Below are 18,862 nucleotides of genomic sequence, written 5' to 3' on the forward strand. Positions count from 1 at the left end.
GGCGTCGGAATTTACGAATCAGCGTCGGTGGCTGAAGCCGTCGACGATCGTTCATCGCAAACAAGGCATCGTTTCCCATGTCGTTCTCGTCGTTGCTGCAGCTCAAATTCGTCGACAACACCTTGCAGACCTGGCTGGTCGCAATCGGCATCACCATCGCGATCGTGCTGGCGGTCAGCGTGGTGCGTTCGCTGGTGGTGCGCCGTTTCGCACAATTCGCCAAGCGCACCGACACGTCGGTCGACGATCTCGTCGTCTATGTGGTGCGCAAGACGCATTTGTTGCTGGTCTGCTTGCCGGCATTCTGGATCGCCGGGCATTCGCTGGATTTGCCCGATCGCGGCAACGAAATCATCAAGGGCGCGGCGTCGCTGGCGTTGGTGCTGCAACTCGGCCTGTGGATCGGTGGCGCCGTCGACTTCTGGGTGGCGCAGTCGCGCGAACGTGCGATGCGCGAGAACGCCGGCGCGGCGACCAGCCTCGGTGCCATCAAATTCGTCGTCAAGCTGGTGCTGTGGGCGGTGCTGGTGCTGGTCGGTCTGGACAACATCGGCGTCGACGTCACGGCCATGGTCGCCGGTCTCGGTGTCGGCGGCGTCGCCGTTGCGCTGGCCGTGCAGAACATCCTCGGCGATCTGTTTGCGTCGCTGTCCATTGTCATCGACAAGCCGTTCGAGATCGGCGACTTCATTGTCGTCGACGATTGCGCCGGCACCGTCGAGCACGTTGGCCTGAAGACCACGCGCGTGCGCGCACTCAGCGGCGAGCAATTGGTATTTGCCAACAGCGACCTGCTCAAGGCGCGCGTGCACAACTACAAGCGCATGCGCGAGCGGCGCATCGTCTTCAAGTTCGGCATCCTCTACGAAACATCGCCGGCCCTGCTCGGCCAGGTGCCGGAAATGGTTGCCGAGATCATCAAGAATCAGGACCTGGTGCGCTTCGACCGCGCGCACTTCGCCAGCTTCGGCGATTCGTCGTACGACTTCGAGGTCGTCTACTGGATGCTGGATCCGGACTACAACAAGTACATGGATACGCAGCAAGCGATCAATCTGGGCATGGTGCGCCGGTTTGCCGACGAGGGCATCGGCTTTGCTTATCCGACGCGTACGCTGCACGTCGCCAGCCCGGTCGAGGTGCGCGGATCGCGTGCCGGCGGCGCGGCACCGGAGGCGTCGGCATGAGCACGTTGCGCGCCGAAATCATTCCGGTCACTGCCTTTCAGCAAAACTGCACGCTGCTGTGGGACACGCAGACCATGCGTGGTGCGCTGGTCGATGCCGGTGGCGAGATCGATCGATTGCTGGAACGGGCGCAGCATCACGGTGTGACGATCGAAAAGCTGCTCGTGACGCACGGGCACCTCGATCACGCCAGCGGCGTCGCCGAGCTTGCCGAGCGGCTCGGGGTGCCGATCGAAGGGCCGCATGAAGACGACGAATTCTGGATCGAAGGCCTGCCCGAAGCGGCGGCGCGTTACGGCTTTCCGCCCGCACGCAGTTTCGTGCCGACACGCTGGCTGCAGCACGGTGACGCGGTGACGGTCGGCAGCCTGACGTTCGATGTCCTGCATTGCCCCGGGCATACGCCGGGCCATGTCGTGTTCCACCACGCGCCGTCGCAGATCGCTCTGGTCGGCGACGTGTTGTTCGCCGGCAGCATCGGCCGCAGCGATTTTCCGCGTGGCAATCATGACGACCTGGTCGCGTCGATTCGCGAGCGCCTGTTTCCGCTCGGCGACGACAACCGCTTTGTGCCCGGTCACGGCCCATTGTCGACCTTCGGTGAGGAGCGTCGCAACAATCCCTTCGTGGCGGATCGCCGCTTCGGCTGAAATGTGCGCGGTTCGCGGCGGCCGGCCGTGCGGCATGTCACAAGTGGTCGCCGATGTTCGTCATCTGGGTGAACATCAGGAGATCGGGCATGCACAGCATTGATGGGCGCCGCGAAGGCGGAGCACAAGACGAGGCGGATAGCGCGGCGTTCGAGACGCATCGGGCATTCCTGATCGGCTTGGCGTACCGCATGCTGGGGTCTCACGCCGAAGCCGAGGATGTCGTCCAGGATGCCTGGCTGCGCTGGCAGGATGCCGCGAGGGGTGCGGTGCGTGTGCCGCGTGCGTTTCTCGCGAAAACCGTCACGCGTCTGTGCCTCGACCGGATGAAGTCGGCGCGAGCGCAGCGTGAGGTCTACTTCGGGCCGTGGCTGCCCGAGCCGCTGCTCGACGGTGATGTGCCGAGCGTCGACGGCCCGGCGCCGGCTGTCGAACTGGCATCTGATCTGTCTTATGCCTTCCTGCTCGCGCTCGAGCGCCTGTCACCGCTCGAGCGCGCCGCCTTTTTGTTGCACGACGTATTCGAGCTCGACTTTGCCGAGATCGCTGCAGCCTTGCAGCGGACCCCGGCCAGCTGCCGCCAGCTGGCGGCGCGCGCGCGGGAGCACCTGCGCGAGGCGCGCCCTCGCTTCGCGGTGACGGCGGACCAGGGCGAACGATTGGTGCGGGCTTTCGTTCAGGCTTCGCATTCGGGCGATGTCGAAACCCTGAAGTCGCTACTCGCCGAGGACGCGCAACTGCTGGCTGACGGGGGACGGCGCGTGGCGACGATCGGCGTGCCGATTCTGGGGCGTGCGCGTCTGCTCAAGGTCTATATGGGCATGTTGCGCAAGCATGGACCGGCACCGGATACGCGTCTGGAGTTCATGCGCATCAACGGCTTGCCGGGCGTCTTGCTGCGCACGCAGGGTGGCGTGCCGATACAGACCATCGCACTGGAGCCGGATGCCGGCGGACGCATTTGCGGGATCTACATCGTCCGTAACCCCGACAAGTTGCGGCGCTTCCTGAACGATTGAAGTGGTCAGGCTCGATTCATCGCTGAAACGCAGACTGAATGTCTGAAATGTCCACCAACACGTCAAGCGAGGGAGCCGACATGAGCGACACCAAGCCATTCGTTGCCGACATCGAGAACATTCGTCGTCGTGCGCGCCAGCACATTTACAACGGTGCCGTCACCGAAGGCTACAAGGCCGACCGCAAGACGGTGATCAAGATTCTCAATGAAGCGCTGGCGACCGAGATCGTCTGCACGCTGCGCTACAAGTATCACGCGTTCGCGGCGTCCGGCATCAACGCCAAGGCGATCGCCGCCGAATTCAACGAACATGCCGCCGAAGAGCAGCAGCATGCGGATTTGATCGCGCAGCGCATCGTGCAGCTTGGCGGCAAGCCCAATCTGTCACCGGAAGGCATCATGACCCGCAGCCACTCGGACTACGTCGAGGGCGAAGACATCGTCGAGATGTTGCAGGAGGATCTGGTCGCCGAGCGCATCGCCATCGACAGCTATCGCGAGATCATCGAATACCTGGGAAATGACGATCCGACCAGCCGCCGCGTGATGGAAGAAATTCTCGCCAAGGAAGAAGAGCACGCCGAGGATCTCAGCACGCTGCTCGAGGAGCTGGGCAAGAAAGGGGAGCCGGCACGCGAGCCGGTGCGGCGTAACGCCACGGCGCATTGATCGTCGTCAGCAGTTTTCGAAGGGCCGGCTCGTTCCGGCCCTTTTTGTTGGGCGCGCGGCGGACTAGGCTTGTACCTCTGCATAGCCGGGAGTCGCGATGAAGCTGCCGCCGCTGTTGTCCGCGCTGGGTTACGCCGGCCTGCTGCCGTTCTTCGCCGGGCCGTTGTGGATGACGCTGTCGCCGGAGACGGTGCCGGCGTGGCTGGACCCGGCGTGGCAGCGCTACGCGGGCTTCATCGCTGCGTTCATGGCTGGCAGCTTCTGGGGCGTGGCCCTGATGGTCTCCGGTAACCCGGCCGGGCTGTTCGGGGCGTGCGTCGCCGCTGCACTCCTGGTTTGCGCGTGGGCCTCGATGCTATTGCCGTCTCCATGGGCACTACTGGCGCTCGCGGTGGTTTTCATCCTGCAGGCATTGGCCGAAATCTGGCGCGAACGCGTGCTCGACCCGGTCGGCAGCTATTTTCGCCTGCGCATCACGCTGACGGTCGGTGTCGTGGCCTGCCTGATCTGGCGCCTCTGCCTGGGGTGAGCGCGCAACAAAAAGGCCCGGCACTGGCCGGGCTTTTTTGCATCACGAGAGACTCAGAACAGCTCGACATCCATCGCCATCAGCGTCGCCGAACCGGCGCGTGCGCTGCGGATCTGGTACGCCGTCTCCGGCAGCAGCTTGGCGAAGTAGAAGCGCGCGGTGGCGAGCTTGGCCTTGTAGAAGTCGCTCTCGCCCTGCTTGTCGAGTGCGACACGCGCCATGCGCGCCCACAGGTAGGCGTAGACCAGATGGCCGACGACACGCAGATAGGGCACGGCGGCGGCGCCGAGATCGTCGGGATTCTTCATCGCGTTCTGGCCGATCTCGCCGGTCAGCTTGGTGACCTTGTCGCCGATATCCATCAGCGGCTCGATGAATTCCTTCATCTCCGGCTGGTCGGCGTTGTCCTTGACGAAGCCGGCGATCAGCTTGCCGAACTTGCTGAGCTTCTTGCCGCCGTCGTGCAGCACCTTGCGGCCGATCAGGTCCAGCGACTGAATGGTGTTGGTGCCTTCGTAGATCAGGTTGATGCGCGCGTCGCGCACGTACTGTTCGACACCGGTTTCCTTGATGAAGCCGTGGCCACCGAACACCTGCATGCCGAGGTTGGTGCTTTCGAAGGCGTTGTCGGTGATGAACGCCTTGACGATCGGCGTCAGCAGCGCGACCAGATCGTCGGCGTCTTCGCGGACCTTCTCGTCCGGATGCTTGTGCGACTGGTCGATCATCAGGCCGACCCAATAGGTCAGGAAGCGTCCGGCTTCGTTGTAGGCCTTCTGCGTCAGCAGCATGCGGCGCACGTCCGGGTGGACGATGATCGGGTCGGCCGCCTTGTCCTTGAGCTTGGCGCCGGTCAGCGCGCGCGACTGCAGGCGGTCCTTGGCGTAGGCCAGCGAGTTCTGATACGCGACTTCGCCGAGGCCCAACGACTGCATGCCGACGCCGAGGCGCGCGCCATTCATCATGATGAACATGCCGCTCATGCCCTTGTGCGGCTCGCCGACCAGCCAGCCCTTGGCGCCGTCGAGGTTGATGACGCTGGTGGCGTTGGCGTGGATGCCCATCTTGTGCTCGATCGACGTGCACTTGACGGTGTTGCGCTCGCCCGGCGTGCCGTCGGCGTTCGGAATGAACTTCGGCACGATGAACAGCGAAATGCCCTTGGTGCCGGCCGGTGCGTCCGGCAGGCGCGCGAGGACGAGGTGAATGATGTTGCCCGACAGGTCGTGCTCACCGGCCGAGATGAAGATCTTGGTGCCGCTGATCGCGTAGCTGCCGTCGGCGTTCGGCTCGGCCTTGGTGCGGATGATGCCGAGGTCGGTACCGGCGTGCGGTTCGGTCAGACACATCGTGCCGGTCCATTCGCCGGACACCAGCTTCGGCAGATAGGCCTGCTTCAGCTCGTCGTTGCCGCGCGCGATCAGCGCTGCGTAGGCGCCGTGCGACAGGCCGGGGTACATGGTCCAGGCCTGGTTGGCCGAGTTCAGCATCTCGAACAGCACATTGTTGACCAGCTCCGGCAGGCCCTGGCCGCCGAAATCCGGATCGCACGACAGCGCCGGCCAGCCCTGCTCGCAGTACTGGGCATAGGCTTCCTTGAAGCCCTTGGGGGCGGTGACGACGCCGTCGCCGACATAGGTGCAGCCTTCCTCGTCGCCCGACTGGTTGAGCGGGAAGATCACGTTGGCGGCGAACTTGCCGGCTTCCTCGATGATCGAATCGACGGTTTCGGCGTCGATGTCGGCATGTTGGGGCAGCGCCTTGAAGGCGGCTTCAACGTTCAGCATCTCGTGCAGGACGAAGGCCATGTCGCGCTGCGGCGGGGTGTATTGCGGCATCGAAAAACTCCGAAGGTAAAAACGAATACGGATGGAATGCCCCAGCGTGGGGCGCCCGAAAGTCAGGTCCATACTGTAGCGTATGTTTGACCTTCGGTGCACGACGACACGGATGAACGCGCATGAAAAAAGGGGCGGCACGGGCCGCCCCTTTTCGTTGCTGCATTGGCGTGGGCTTTTAGTGCATCAGACGCAGGCCGCGACGGCGACGCAGGAGCGCGAAGCCGGCGAGGACGCTGAGCAGGCCGGAGCCGAGCGCGCCGCCGTTGTTGCCATTGGTCGCCGCACTGCTGCCGCCCGACGAGCCGGAGCCGCCGGTGGTGGCACCGCCGGTGGTCGAGCCACCGCTGGCAACGGTCTGCACCTGCGCCTTGGCGGCCTGCGGCGAGACGTTGTTGGCGCTGTCGGTGACCGTCAGCGACGGCGTGAAGGTGCCGACCGTGGTGTAGACGTGCGAGGTGGTGGCCGTGGTCGTGGTGACCGGATTCGAGCCGTCGCCGAAGTCCCAGGTGTAGCTGGAGATTTCGTTGCCGTCGGCGCCGAACGAGCGTGAGCCGTCGAAGGTCACGGTCAGCGGCACCGAACCGCTGGTCGGCGTCACGATCATCGCTGCGACTGCGTGGTCGGAGCCGGTCACCGTGACGCTGGTGGTCGGCGTGATCGTCACGGCATCGGACGTCGCGGTGCTGCCGTCGGCGTCGGTGATGACGAGCTTGGCATCGAACGAGCCGGCCGCCGGGTAGGTGTAGCTGACCGTCGGCGAGGTCGTGACAACCGGGTCGGTACCGTCACCAAAGTAGAACGTGTACTGGGTGATCGCGGCGCCATCGCTGGCCAGGGTCGAGTCGGAAGCGTCGAACGTCACCTGCAGCGGCGTCGGACCCGTGGTCTGCGAGGCCGAAAGCTTCGCGACCGGGCCGGTCGTCGTGCCGGTGTCGCCACCCGTGGTGCTGCCGCCAGTGGTATCGCCGCCGGTGGTGTCACCGCCCGTCGTGCCGCCGCTCGTGTCCGTGTCGCAGGTCTGCTTGGTCACGTAGGCGGTGCCGGTGTAGGCATAACCCGGCGTCGGGTTCGTGTACGGCGTGACTTCGACCGTGTAGTCGCCGGCCGGCGGGGCCGAGCCGACGCCGTTGGCCGACGCGAAGTTCACTTCCTCATAGGTGGTGCTGCCCTGCGCCGACGTCTGCGCAGTGCCCGACGGCGGCGTCACCGTCATGTCGAGATCGACCGACGAGCTGGCCCAGTCGACGCGGACGCGCAGGCCGACGATGCTGCTGTCGTCCGGCAGCGTCACCGTGTGGTCGACCGGCGAGGCGCCGATGCCGAGCAGGCCGACGCCGACGGTGCCGTCCCAGGTGGTCAGCTCGGTTTCTTCGGTCGTGCAGGACGCGTCGCTGCCGCTGCTGCCGCTGTCGTCCGTCGCGCCGTAGCCGACGACGGTCACGCTGCCGGCGGCCGGTGCATCCGGATCGGCCGGGCAGCTGTCCGGACCGGCCGGCAGGGCGGCGTTGACGGCGCTGATGTCGAACGAGCCGAAGCCGGTCGTGTAGTCCCAACCCGGTGTTGCGATCCACAGGCCGTTGGTGCCGAGCACCACGTCATGGAAGCCGGTCGCGGTGGAACCGTCGCTGAGCGCGTAGATCAGCGGCGCGGCGAAGGTCATGGTGTTGCAGCGCGCGCTCTGCAGGCGTGCCCACGAACCGGCCGCCAGCGGCGACGCGAGACTGGTACCGCCGTAGACGGAGCCGGTGTCGCCCCCGACGACGATCGACGCGCCGGTGTTCGGGTCGGCATCCATTGCGATGTCCGGGACCGCGCGCAAGCCGGCGACCGTTGCCAGCAAGGCGACGCCCGACTGCCAGTCTGGCGCCGGTTCGAAGTAGCTGGTGCCACCGCCGCCGGCGTCCCACGACAGCTCGCTGACGTAGTTGTAGCCACTGTCGGACAGCAGCGTCGTGCCGCCGACGGCGACCACGTACGGCGACGAGGCCGGGTATTCGGCGCTGATCGGGCCGGAGTCCGGCAGGCCGAGATTGATCAGCACGGTGCAGGCCGCACCGGCGTCGCCGCTCGACGCGAACCAGGTCTGGCCCTGGGCGGCGGCCTGCATGAACGAGGCGTCGCTGGCGGCTGCGCCACCGTCGATCGCGTAGAGCACGTCGCAACCGCCGTACGACATGTTGCCGATCGGCGACCGGTTGTCCTGCGCAAACTGATTGGTGGCGAGCAGCAGGTCACCGTTGCTCAGCGACGCGGAGTTGTAGAAGACGATTTCCTTGAGGTCGCCGGCGATGCCACTCGACGACTGACTGTCGAGTGCCCACTCGCCGTCACCGCTGGTGTCGGTGCCCGGCGCCTGGACGTTGACGATGCGCACCGGAACCTGCGGCAGGCCGTTGATCTCTTCGTACTGGCGCAGGTCGCTGACGACCTGTGACAGATCGTCGCCGGCGCTGGAGATGGCCAGCGACGTGCCTGAACCGGTCGGCGTCGTGCCCGCGTTGTAGACCGTCTGGTACTCCGAGGCGTTGTAGCTGAAATTCAGGGCCGGCAGGGCATTGGTCGTGACGTCAGCCTTGCTGTGATGCGTGGTCATCGTCGACAGGCTGTCGAGACCGACGACGCTGCGCACCAGGCCGCTGATCGAATCCGGAACCTGCGCGGTGGTGATGTTGCTGTACGCGGTCTTGCCGTTGAACGAGAACTGCTTGATCGTCGTATTGAACGCCTTCTGTGCAACAGCGGCGGTGCCGCTGGCGCTGATCAGCGTACGGCCGGGCTGGATCACGACATTCGTGAAGCCCATGCTGTTCAGGTAGTTCGCGACCTTCTGCGCATCGGCGGTGGTCGGCGCGTAGCGTTCGGTGAACTCGCCGGTCTTCAGCACCGTGCCGTACGACAGCGAGCCGACCGTGTGCTGGTCCTTGATGTACTGCTTGAGTTCCGCCTCGTTGCGTAGATTGAGCGAGACGACGACGCGCAGCGGCTGCACGTTCTTGACCGCGCTCAGTCCAATGCTGGACTTGAATGGAAAGCCCTTGGTGGCGGTATCGACCCAGGCGTGGGCCATGCCGCTCGCTCCGAGCAGGGCCACCGCGGCGGCGCTGCCCAGCAGGCGATGTGTGTAACGACGATGTTCGGACATCTGATGAACTCCCTGAATTGAGAAAACAGCCGACCCCGTGGCGCAGGCCAATGCCCGCACCGATTGATGTGCTTCGAAAGAAGAGCCCCGACCCTGTGGCGCACGACATTGGTGCCGTGGCCTGGAATCACCTCACCCCGTTCCCGATCCGGTGTCCGGACGGGGACCTGGTTTTGCTTGTCGCCCCCTTTTCGCAAAACTGACTCGACGGTCAGCATACGAGCGCAAGCGCAAGGTGGGTGCCAGTAAAAACGCCCAATTCGCGATTTTCTGGGGGTATACCCACGGCATTGAGTTGAATTTCCTACTCGAAGTGTGGCCCAGTGGGGCTGCCGCTCATCCGTGTCCCGACACCGTTTGTCAGATTTTCTGTACCGGACGGCGCAGTTTTGGGGTGCCACGCGCAAAGACACGAAAAAGGCCTCCCGTTTTCACGGGAGGCCTCGGTACCGCACTGAGTTGGTGCTTTGCTATCGAGCCTTATGCCGCCTTCGCCTCTTCCTGGGGCGCCGACGTGCGGATCAGGTGGTCGAACGCCGACAGCGCGGCCTTCGATCCCTCGCCCATTGCAATGACGATCTGCTTGTACGGCACGGTCGTGACGTCGCCGGCGGCAAACACGCCGGGGAGCGAGGTCTGTCCGCGGATGTCGATCTCGATCTCGCCACGCGGCGACAGCGTCACGCCGCTGTCCTTGAGCCATTCCGTATTCGGCAGCAGGCCGATCTGCACGAACACCCCTTCAAGCTCGACCTTCCTGGACTCGCCGCTGACGCGATCCTTGTACGTCAGCGCGCCGACCTGCTGCCCGTCGCCGAGCACCTCGGTGGTCTGCGCCGACGTGATGACGTCGACGTTCGGCAGGCTGTGCAGCTTGCGCTGCAGCACGTCGTCGGCGCGCAGCTTGCTGTCGAACTCGAGCAGCGTGACGTGCTTGACGATGCCCGCGAGGTCGATGGCTGCTTCGACGCCGGAGTTGCCGCCGCCGATCACGGCGACGCGCTTGCCCTTGAACAGCGGTCCGTCGCAGTGCGGGCAGAACGTCACGCCCTTGTTGCGATACTCCTGCTCGCCCGGCACGTTCATGTTGCGCCAGCGTGCGCCGGTCGACAGCACCACGGTCTTGGCCTTCAGCGAGCCGCCGTTGGCGAACTGGATCTCGATCAGGTCCTTGCCGGCAATCAGCTTCTCGGCACGCTGCAGGTTCATCAGGTCGACGTCGTAATCCTTGACGTGCGCCTCCAACGCGGCACCAAGCTTCGGGCCTTCGGTGGCCTGTACCGAGATGAAGTTTTCGATGGCCATGGTGTCCAGCACCTGGCCGCCGAAGCGTTCGGCCGCGACGCCGGTGCGGATGCCCTTGCGCGCGGCGTAGATCGCCGCCGCCGCACCGGCCGGCCCGCCACCGACGACCAGCACCTCGAACGGTGCCTTGTCATTCATCTTCGCCGCTTCACGCGCGGCCGAGCCGCTGTCGAGCTTGGCGACGATTTCTTCGACGCCCATGCGGCCCTGCGCGAAGTTCTCGCCGTTCAAAAAGACCATCGGCACCGACAACACCTTGCGCGCTTCGACTTCCTCCTGGAACAGCGCGCCGTCGATGGCAACGTGGTGAATGTTCGGGTTCAGCACCGACATCAGGTTCAACGCCTGCACGACGTCCGGGCAGTTCTGGCAGCTCAGCGAGAAATAGGTCTCGAAACGGTATTCGCCGTGCAGATCCTTGATCTGCTCGATGACCTCCTGCGACAGCTTCGACGGATGACCGCCGACCTGCAGCAGCGCCAGCACCAGCGAGGTGAACTCGTGGCCCATCGGGATGCCGGCGAAGCGCAGATCGATCGGCTGGCCGGGGCTGCTCAACGAGAACGACGGCTTGCGCTGATCGTCGTCGCGATGGACCACCAGGGCGATCTTGTCGGAAAGCGAGCTCAGCTCATTGAGCAGCTCCAGCATTTCCTGCGAGCTGGCGCCGTCGTCGACGGACGCCACGATCTCGATCGGCCGGGTGACCTTTTCGAGATAGGCCTTCAACTGCGATGTGAGATTGGCGTCCAACATGGACTTCTCCTGCGGCGTTTGGGGGAATCTGGGGGTAATGAATCGAAAAAACAGGCGACCTCGCCCGGCCCGGGGGAACCGGGCGAGGTGCCACTACCGCGATACGCGATCCCGAAGGATCACGCGGCCCGTCGTGAACGGACCGCGCCGGGGCGACCTTAGATCTTACCGACCAGGTCGAGCGACGGGGCGATGGTCTTGGCGCCGTCCTTCCACTTGGCCGGGCAGACTTCACCCGGATGCGCGGCGGTGTACTGCGCGGCCTTCAGCTTGCGCAGCGTTTCCGTCACGTCACGGGCGATCTCGTTGGAATGAATTTCCAGCGTCTTGATGATGCCTTCCGGGTTGACGATGAAGGTGCCGCGCAGGGCCAGACCTTCTTCCTCGATGTGCACGCCGAAGCCGCGCGTCAGCTGATGCGTCGGATCGCCGACCAGCGGGAACTTGGCTTTGCCGACCGCCGGCGAGGTTTCGTGCCACACCTTGTGCGAGAAGTGCGTGTCGGTGGTGACGATGTAAACCTCGGCGCCGGCCTTCTGGAACTCGGCGTAGTTGTCGGCGGCGTCTTCGACTTCCGTCGGGCAGTTGAAGGTGAAGGCCGCCGGCATGAAGATCAGGACCGACCACTTGCCTTTCAGGGTCTCGTTGCTGACCTCGATGAACTTGCCGTTGTGGAAGGCCTGCGTCTTGAACGGCGGGACTGGGGTGTTGATCAGCGACATCGGATAAATCCTCTTGAGGTCGTGTGTGGAGTACAGAGACCCCATGCTAGGGGGATTTATTCAATTTGCAAAATTGATTGTGGTCATGCCTCCGATTAAGAAAATTGATGGAGCGTGATCCCATCGCGCGGGTGCTGCTATTGCGGCCGGCACGAAAAAGGGCCGGCAAAAGCCGGCCCCGGGGGCTGCCGCTACGGGTTCAGGCCGCCTTGCCGAACGTGCCGCTCTGATAATCGAAGATCGCCTGCTCGATCTCTTCGCGGGTGTTCATGACAAACGGGCCGTACTGCACGATGGGCTCGCGCAGCGGCCGCGCGGCGAGCAGCAGCACGCGCGCGCCCTGCGGGCCGGCGTCGATCTGCACGGTGTCACCGGCGTCGAGCGCGCCGGCCGCGCGGTTCGGCAGCGGCTTGCCGGCGATCTTCGCCTCGCCGTCGTAGACATAGACGAAGGCGGTGCGCGTATCGGCCAGCGGCTGGCGGAAGCTCGCACCCGGCGCCAGCCGCACGTCGAGATACAGGGGCTCGGTCGTGAGCGGCGCCGCAGCCGGACTGACCGGGCCGTCGACGTGCTGGTCACCGGCTTCCAGCGTGCCGGCGATGACGTGAACCTCGACCCCGCCACCGAGATCGACGGCCGGCACGTCGGTGGCCGGAATGTCGCGATAGCTGGCCGGCTTCATCTTCTCGGCGGCCGGCAGGTTGATCCACAGCTGGAAGCCGCGCATGCGGCCTTCGGTCTGCTGCGGCATTTCCGAATGAATGATGCCGCGCGCGGCGGTCATCCACTGCACGCTGCCCGGTTGCAGGTCGCCGGTGTTGCCGAGGTGGTCGCGGTGCTGCAGGTGGCCGTCGAGCATATAGGTCACCGTTTCGAAGCCGCGGTGCGGGTGCGACGGGAAGCCGGCGAGGTAATCATCCGGATTATCCGAATAGAACTCGTCGAGCATCAGGAACGGGTCGAGATACAGGCCGCGCTGGCTGCCGATGCTACGGCGCAGCTTGACGCCGGCGCCATCGGACGTGGCGACGGACGGAATCACGTGGCGAAGGGGGCGAACGGTGCTCATGGTGAACTCCTGTTGCGGGCACGACCGCCGCGGGGGATCGACGGCCGTGCCCGACTTTCGGGACTTAGGACTTGCGACGCAACTGGTCGAGACTCAGTCGACCGGCGCCGTTGGCGACGAGGAACAGGAAGCCGCCGGCGATCGACACGTTCTTGAGGAACATGATCTGGCTGGTCTGGTCGCCGCCGTCGTGAAAGATCAGCGCGGTGACGATGCTGAAGCCGGCCAGGATCAGCGCGACCGGCCGCGTGAACAGTCCCAACGCGATGGCGATACCGCCGCCGAGTTCGAGCAGGATCACCAGCGGCAGCAGGCCGCCGGGCACGCCCATCGACGCCATGTAGGCCTGCGTGCCGGCGTAGCCGTGCAGCTTGCCCCAGCCGGCGGTGACGAACAGCACCACCATCAGAATGCGGCCGACGAGGTCCGCGTAGGGGCGGGTCGTGTCAAAGAACTTGTCCATGTTGCGTCTCCTGATCCGGTTGTCGATTACAAGGCCAGCGCGCCGATTGCGTCAGTCGCGGCGGCCAGGGCGGTCTTCTTCTGCTCATCGCCGAGGTTGAGGCCTTCGGCGTAAACGAAGTCGATGTCGGTGATGCCGATGAAGTTGAGGAAGCTGATCACGTACGGCGTCTGCGTGTCGGCCGGCGTGCCCTTGTAGAGGCCGCCGCGCGCCGCGAACACATAGGCCTTCTTGCCGCTGACCAGGCCTTCCGGGCCGTTGGCGGTGTAGCGGAAGGTGATGCCGGCGCGGGCGATGTGATCGAAGTAGGCTTTCAGCGTCGACGGAATGCCGAAGTTGTACATCGGCACGCCGAGCACGATGACGTCGGCGGCCTTGAGCTCGTCGATCAGTTCCTGGCTGGCGTCGGCGTGCGCCTGCTGATCCGGCGTGCGCGCTTCCGGCGGCGTGAAGAACGACTTGACGCGATCGGCCGACAGATGCGGCAGCGGCTCGGCGCCGACGTCACGGACGACGACCTTGCCGTCCGGATGGGCGGCCTTCCAGCGCGTGACGAATTCGTTCGCCATCGCGGTCGAGTTGCCGTAGTCGGAGAAAACGCTGCTCTTGATCTGAAGCAAAGTGGTCATGGCGCACATCCCTGGGCAAAGCCCGTTGGTCAGAAAGTGATGCCATTAAATGATTGCTTTGTTCGATAAAAAAGCGGAATTTATCGGCCATATATATCGAAAGGATCGATATGTCTCAGCCCAAGATCAGCCTGGAGCAGTGGCGGGCGCTGACCGCCGTCGTCGAGTCCGGCGGTTATGCCCAGGCCGCAGAGAGCCTGCACAAGACGCAGTCGACGATCACTTATGCGGTGCAGAAGATCGAGACCCTGCTCGGCGTTCGCATCTTCGAGATCCAGGGGCGCAAGGCGCAACTGACCCGCGACGGCGAGCTGCTGTACCGGCGCGCGCAGACGTTGCTGTCCGAGGCCACGGCGTTGGAGCGCGGTGCATCGAGCATGGCCGCCGGCTGGGAGGCCGAAGTGCGCCTGGCGGCCGAGGTGGTGTTTCCGACCTGGCTGCTGCTGCGCTGTTTCGCGCGCTTCGCCGAGGAGCGGCCGGATACCCGCGTCCAGGTTTACGAGACCGTCCTTGGCGGTACCGACGAGGCACTGATCGAGCGGCGCGTCGATTTCGCGATCGCCGGCCATGTGCCCGGCGGCTTTATTGGCGATTCGCTGATGCGGGTGCGCTTCGTCGCCGCCGCGCACCCGGACCACCCGCTGCATCAGCTGGGCCGCGAGCTGACGCATCGTGACCTGCGCCCTTACCGGCAGCTGGTGATTCGTGATTCGGCCCACAACCGCATCCGCGAATCGGGTTCGTGGCTGGGCGCCGAGCAGCGCTGGACGGTGTCGCACAAGGCGACGCAGATTGCCGCAGCGAAGATGGGCCTGGGCTTCGCGTGGTTCGCCGAAGACACGATACGGGCCGAGCTGGAAAGCGGGCAGCTCAAGCGTCTGCCGATGCGCGAGGGCGGCGAGCGTCACATCGAGTTGTATCTGGTGTTCGCCGATCGCGATTACCCGGGGCGCGGTGCCTGGCGCCTCGCCGAGATCATTCGCGAGCAGATCAAGGGGATGCACGCACTCAAGGCGCGCGTCGAGCGCGGCGAAGCGCCGCCGCCCGAGGATTGCGGGGTGTCGAACTAGGCGGCCGCCCGCGTCACTCAGAGCTGACGCTGATCGACAGGTGGCGGCGTGTATTGGTACAGCCAGGTTTCGGTCAGCGGCTTGCCGTCGAGCCGCAGATAGAGGCGGATGTCGATCGGCTCGCTGCTATCGTCAGGCACCAGGTCGAACATCGCGCGCCAGCCGTTGATCGCGTCGAGCGGGCGGGCCGAGACGATCTCGACGCGGCCACGCGACGGCTCGATGACCGCTTCGACCTTCGCATCGCGCGGCAGGTCGGTCAGCGGGCCGCCGGCAAAGTCGACCGCGAAGCGCCACGAGAAATATCGGCGCGGCTGGCCGACCACGCCGCCGAGCCCGGTGCGCGTCGCGCGCGTCGTGCCCAACGGTGGCTGATACGGAGGGTGCGCGCCCCAGCTCAGGCGGTAGGCATAGCGATACTCCTGTCCTGGCTGCAGCGGGTCTTTCGGTTTCCAGAACGCGACGATGTTGTCCGAGGTTTCGTCCGCCGTCGGAATCTCGACGAGCATCACCACGCCCGGTCCCCAATCTTCCTTGGGTTCAACCCAAACCGACGGGCGACGATCGTAGAACACGCCGTCGTCCTGGTAGTGGTCGAAATTTCGATCGCGCTGCATCAGGCCAAAGCCGTGCGGATTGTCGTCGAAGAACGAATTGACGTGGACCGCCGACGGATTGACCAGCGGCCGCCAGATCCACTCGCCGCGTCCGTTCCAGATCTGCAGCCCGTCGGTGTCGTGAATCTCCGGGCGCCAGTCGTGCGCGACGCGCCGGTCGTTCTCGCCGCATTCGAACATGCTGGTCAGCGGTGCGATGCCGATGCGCTCGATCGGCTTGCGCAAATACAGCGCCGTGTCGATGTCCATGACGAAGCTGTCGCCGGGCGTGAGAATGAAGCGGTACGCGCCCGTCACGCTGGCCGAATCGAGCAGCCCATAGACCGTCACCGATGTTGCCCCCGCAGCAGGCCGTTCGAGCCAGTAGGCGACGAAGGTCGGGAACTCTTCGGGGCGCGGCAAACCGCAGTCAACCGCGAGGCCGCGCGCCGACTGGCCGTACTGCTTCTCGCCGCCGACCGCACGAAAGTACGACGCCCCCTGAAACGCCGCGACGTCGCGCTGGAAGTCGTCGCCGTAGTAGAGGCGAAAGCCGGCGAAGCCGAGGTCGGCCGGCAGCGAGCCTGGTTTCACGCCGCTCTTGCCGTAGTCGAACATCGCGCTGTCGTAGGCGATCTCGGTGGCGCGACCGTCGACGACCTCGAACAGATGCACGGGCGTGCGGACCGTGAAGCCGAGATGGAAGAAGCGCGCCTGGAAGTCGAGGTGCTCGTCGCGCCACAGCGAGTGGCCGTCGCGAAAGCGGATCGACTGCCAACGATCCCAATCGAGTCCTGCGATCGGCTTCGGCAACGTAGTCGGCGGCGGCTGCCAGGGCTTGCCCGCCATCGCGCGCGCGCGGCCCTTGAGCTTCGCGTAATCGAACGGGTGAGGGTGGCCGAGTGGCTTGAGTTCGTCAGCATCGGCGCGTAAGGACAGAAAGGCGGACAGCGACGGCAGCGCCGTCGCCGTCAAGGCTGCCGTCGACTTCAGCAGTTCGCGCCTGTTCATGCGTGTGTTCCCCTCGTGCGCCGTCGCGGCGTTCTCCGTCATATTTCTGGCGCCGATCATACGTGGGCCTCGGCGTTGGCGCGCAGTGTGCGCTGTGTGCAGATGAGCGGTCGGTGAACGATGCCGGCCGGTGACGTGCTTCGGTGATAGCTGGCAAAGGAATTGCTTGAATTCAAGCGTCGACCTGCGGAAAGGAGGTGCGTGATGCAAGCGCCGGATTTCGCCCAGGTCAGCGCGCAGGCGCTGACGCCACGCGATTTGGTCTTTCTGTTCGAGCACTTCCCGGTGCCCGGCATTGATGCCGTAGAGGCGGCGCAACGCGTCATCGAACGACCATCGACGCTCGACTCGATGCTCGAAGCCGATTACGTGTTCGACGCGATTCACGATCGGCAGACGCTGTGGCTGGAAGTGTCGCCACAGTTGTTCTTCAACGTCATGCTGCGCCACTGCCTGCCATCGGGGCCGCGTGAGTCCGGCGAGCGGCAAGCCATCCACTACCTCGCCAATCTGCTGGGACTGTTCACGCACGCCGAACGGCTCTACCGCGTCACGCGCAACGACGCGGATGCCTACCAGTATCTTGTCGATCTGGTCGCCGCCGCCTCGCAAGCCGGACCCGAACGCGGTTTTCTCGTGCACTCGCACATCGGCAACTTCGCGATGTTCACCGCCGGCATCCGCGCCGAATGGGTCGAGCACCGGCACCGCTACAAGCGGCGCCCGGTGACCGTCGAGTACTACTGCAAGATGGGCTGCTCGTACTACTTCCGTGCCTCACGACATCCGCTCGCCAGCGAATTTGGTGTGCAGCAGGTGTTCCGTGAACTGGCCGAGCGCTTCGGCTATTACCGAGATGGTCTGGCGAACATGGCACGCACCTACCTTGGCCACAGTCAGTCACCTGCAATAAGCGGGGTGTAGTCCTCCGGGAAGACGACGCTCTGCGGCGCGTTATGGGGTCGTGGTCTCGCGTAGTGCCGATATCAAGCGTGCGGGGCGAGGCCAAGGTCATAGCGAGCACTGCTGGCTTTTGCTGAAACTGCCGGTTCGGAGGCGCCGGGGTGACGCAGGAGAGCGCCCAGGAATTGATCGTTCTCTTCAGGGGTGCCAACCGAGACGCGAATGAAGCTGTCGTAAGGCGTCTCCATCCACGGCTTGACGATGACCCCGGCCTTGAGGAGATCTCGAGCGACGCACTCACTCGATCGGCCGGTCTCTACGAACAGGAAATTGCCTTCTGAAGGCGCGACACGCAGACCCGACTGCCGCAGGCGATTGGCGACGCGCTCGCGCTCGGCGACGATCTGCCGCACGCTGCCCTGCATCCACCCCGGATCGGCGAGTGCGGCCAGCGCCGCCGCTTGTGCGGAGGCATTCACATTGAAGGGCGTCTTTGCGGCCGCTAGCATTCGAGCAATTGGGGCGCTGGAGCAGACGGCATAGCCGACCCGCAGCCCCGCGAGGCCGAAGGCCTTGGAGAATGTGCGCAGGACGATGTACGGACGGCCGGATTCGCGTAGCAGTGACAGCCCGTCGGGGATGACTTCAGAAGTGAATTCGTAGTACGCCTCGTCAAGAACGAACATCGTCGAGTCGGGCGTCGCGGAGACGAGGCGGCGCAGCTCCTTGTGATTGAGTGCGGCGCCCACGGGATTCCACGGCGAAGGCAGAAATAGCAGATGCGGCGAACGTGCGAGCGCTCGCTCCAGGCCGATGATGTCGAACTCAAAGCTCGGCGTCATCGGCACCTTTTCAACTTTTGCGCCGACCGCGAGCGGTTCGATCTCATGTAGGCCGAAGCACGGCGAAACGGTCAATGCCGTGGCATCGGGCCGCAGGAAAGCGCGCGCTGACGCCGCGATCATTTCCTCTGATCCGTTGCCAATGACGAGCTTGTCCGGGCTCACACTGAGGTGTTCTGACAGTGCGAGCCGGAGACGGTGACAGCCGGGATCGGAGTAGCGCCAGGGCTCGACGGCCTCCAGCGCTTTTGATACCGACGGCGAACATCCGTATGGGTTTTCGTTGCTGGCCAGTCGCGCGATGGTTTTAAGACCGCTCGCGGCCTGTGCAGCCTCGGGGCCGAGTCCGGCGTTGTACTTAGGCAGCGAGGCAACGTGAGGATTGAAATATACGTCTGGCAAGGTCGAATTCACTTTGGTTGCCAATGGCCGGGGTTCCACGTGAGGGGGCGGGCTT

Annotated in this window: 16 protein-coding genes; 7 read left to right on the forward strand and 9 right to left on the reverse strand. The window is 64.8% G+C overall.

Annotated elements, in window-relative coordinates:
• The first annotated feature begins 77 nt into the window (after positions 1–77).
• The 5 genes from G7Y82_RS08170 to G7Y82_RS08190 all read left to right on the forward strand — a co-directional run bounded on the left by G7Y82_RS08170 (position 78) and on the right by G7Y82_RS08190 (position 4,056).
• Complete coding sequence (locus tag G7Y82_RS08170) at positions 78–1,187, forward strand: mechanosensitive ion channel family protein (RefSeq protein WP_168147523.1); 1,110 nt, start codon at positions 78–80, stop codon at positions 1,185–1,187.
• The gene (locus G7Y82_RS08175; protein ID WP_168147524.1) at positions 1,184–1,837 is read left to right on the forward strand and encodes an MBL fold metallo-hydrolase; all 654 of its coding nucleotides are present in this window, start codon (positions 1,184–1,186) and stop codon (positions 1,835–1,837) included. Before G7Y82_RS08170 ends, G7Y82_RS08175 begins: the two co-directional genes overlap by 4 nt.
• An 89-nt stretch (positions 1,838–1,926) precedes the next feature.
• Positions 1,927–2,856, forward strand: a complete 930-nt coding sequence (locus tag G7Y82_RS08180; protein ID WP_168147525.1) for a sigma-70 family RNA polymerase sigma factor — start codon at positions 1,927–1,929, stop codon at positions 2,854–2,856.
• An 80-nt stretch (positions 2,857–2,936) separates the two neighbouring features.
• Positions 2,937–3,527 (forward strand): ferritin-like domain-containing protein, encoded by a 591-nt coding sequence (locus tag G7Y82_RS08185; RefSeq protein ID WP_168147526.1) that lies wholly within the window; start codon positions 2,937–2,939, stop codon positions 3,525–3,527.
• 97 nt (positions 3,528–3,624) lie between these two features.
• Entirely contained in the window at positions 3,625–4,056 is a 432-nt protein-coding gene (locus G7Y82_RS08190) for a DUF3429 domain-containing protein (RefSeq protein ID WP_168147527.1), read from the forward strand.
• Between the two features lie 53 nt (positions 4,057–4,109).
• Here the strand turns inward: G7Y82_RS08190 and G7Y82_RS08195 are convergent, their stop codons facing one another.
• The 7 genes from G7Y82_RS08195 to G7Y82_RS08225 form a co-directional block, all read right to left on the reverse strand.
• Positions 4,110–5,894: an acyl-CoA dehydrogenase C-terminal domain-containing protein gene (locus G7Y82_RS08195; protein ID WP_168147528.1), complete on the reverse strand. Its 1,785-nt coding sequence runs from the start codon at positions 5,892–5,894 to the stop codon at positions 4,110–4,112.
• 178 nt (positions 5,895–6,072) lie between these two features.
• Positions 6,073–9,039, reverse strand: coding sequence for a protease pro-enzyme activation domain-containing protein (locus G7Y82_RS08200; protein WP_168147529.1), 2,967 nt, complete (start codon positions 9,037–9,039; stop codon positions 6,073–6,075).
• Between the two features lie 480 nt (positions 9,040–9,519).
• Positions 9,520–11,100: an alkyl hydroperoxide reductase subunit F gene (gene ahpF, locus G7Y82_RS08205; protein WP_168147530.1), complete on the reverse strand. Its 1,581-nt coding sequence runs from the start codon at positions 11,098–11,100 to the stop codon at positions 9,520–9,522.
• Positions 11,101–11,258: 158 nt separating this feature from the next.
• Positions 11,259–11,822, reverse strand: a complete 564-nt coding sequence (gene ahpC / locus G7Y82_RS08210) for an alkyl hydroperoxide reductase subunit C (RefSeq protein WP_168147531.1) — start codon at positions 11,820–11,822, stop codon at positions 11,259–11,261.
• 199 nt (positions 11,823–12,021) lie between these two features.
• Positions 12,022–12,891: a pirin family protein gene (locus tag G7Y82_RS08215; protein WP_168147532.1), complete on the reverse strand. Its 870-nt coding sequence runs from the start codon at positions 12,889–12,891 to the stop codon at positions 12,022–12,024.
• A gap of 64 nt (positions 12,892–12,955) precedes the next feature.
• A complete protein-coding gene (locus G7Y82_RS08220) occupies positions 12,956–13,354 on the reverse strand; it encodes a DoxX family protein (protein WP_168147533.1) in 399 nt (132 codons plus the stop codon).
• A gap of 26 nt (positions 13,355–13,380) precedes the next feature.
• Positions 13,381–13,983, reverse strand: a complete 603-nt coding sequence (locus G7Y82_RS08225; RefSeq protein WP_168147534.1) for an FMN-dependent NADH-azoreductase — start codon at positions 13,981–13,983, stop codon at positions 13,381–13,383.
• A gap of 110 nt (positions 13,984–14,093) precedes the next feature.
• Here G7Y82_RS08225 and G7Y82_RS08230 point away from each other — a divergent pair, with 110 nt between their 5' ends.
• Positions 14,094–15,053, forward strand: coding sequence for a LysR family transcriptional regulator (locus G7Y82_RS08230; protein WP_168147535.1), 960 nt, complete (start codon positions 14,094–14,096; stop codon positions 15,051–15,053).
• Between the two features lie 17 nt (positions 15,054–15,070).
• Here G7Y82_RS08230 and G7Y82_RS08235 read toward each other — a convergent pair whose 3' ends face one another.
• On the reverse strand, positions 15,071–16,660 hold the full coding sequence (locus tag G7Y82_RS08235; protein ID WP_168147536.1) for an OpgD/OpgG family glucan biosynthesis protein: 1,590 nt from the start codon (positions 16,658–16,660) through the stop codon (positions 15,071–15,073).
• 204 nt (positions 16,661–16,864) lie between these two features.
• On the opposite strand from G7Y82_RS08235, the gene G7Y82_RS08240 reads away from it, so the two are divergent.
• On the forward strand, positions 16,865–17,584 hold the full coding sequence (locus G7Y82_RS08240) for a hypothetical protein (protein ID WP_168147537.1): 720 nt from the start codon (positions 16,865–16,867) through the stop codon (positions 17,582–17,584).
• A gap of 62 nt (positions 17,585–17,646) precedes the next feature.
• Here G7Y82_RS08240 and hisC read toward each other — a convergent pair whose 3' ends face one another.
• A complete protein-coding gene (hisC, locus tag G7Y82_RS08245; protein WP_240954140.1) occupies positions 17,647–18,831 on the reverse strand; it encodes a histidinol-phosphate transaminase in 1,185 nt (394 codons plus the stop codon).
• Between the last annotated feature and the right edge of the window lie 31 nt (positions 18,832–18,862).

Origin of the sequence: Solimonas marina, from assembly GCF_012241385.1 — a bacterium.
In the GTDB taxonomy this organism is placed as follows: domain Bacteria; phylum Pseudomonadota; class Gammaproteobacteria; order Nevskiales; family Nevskiaceae; genus Solimonas; species Solimonas marina.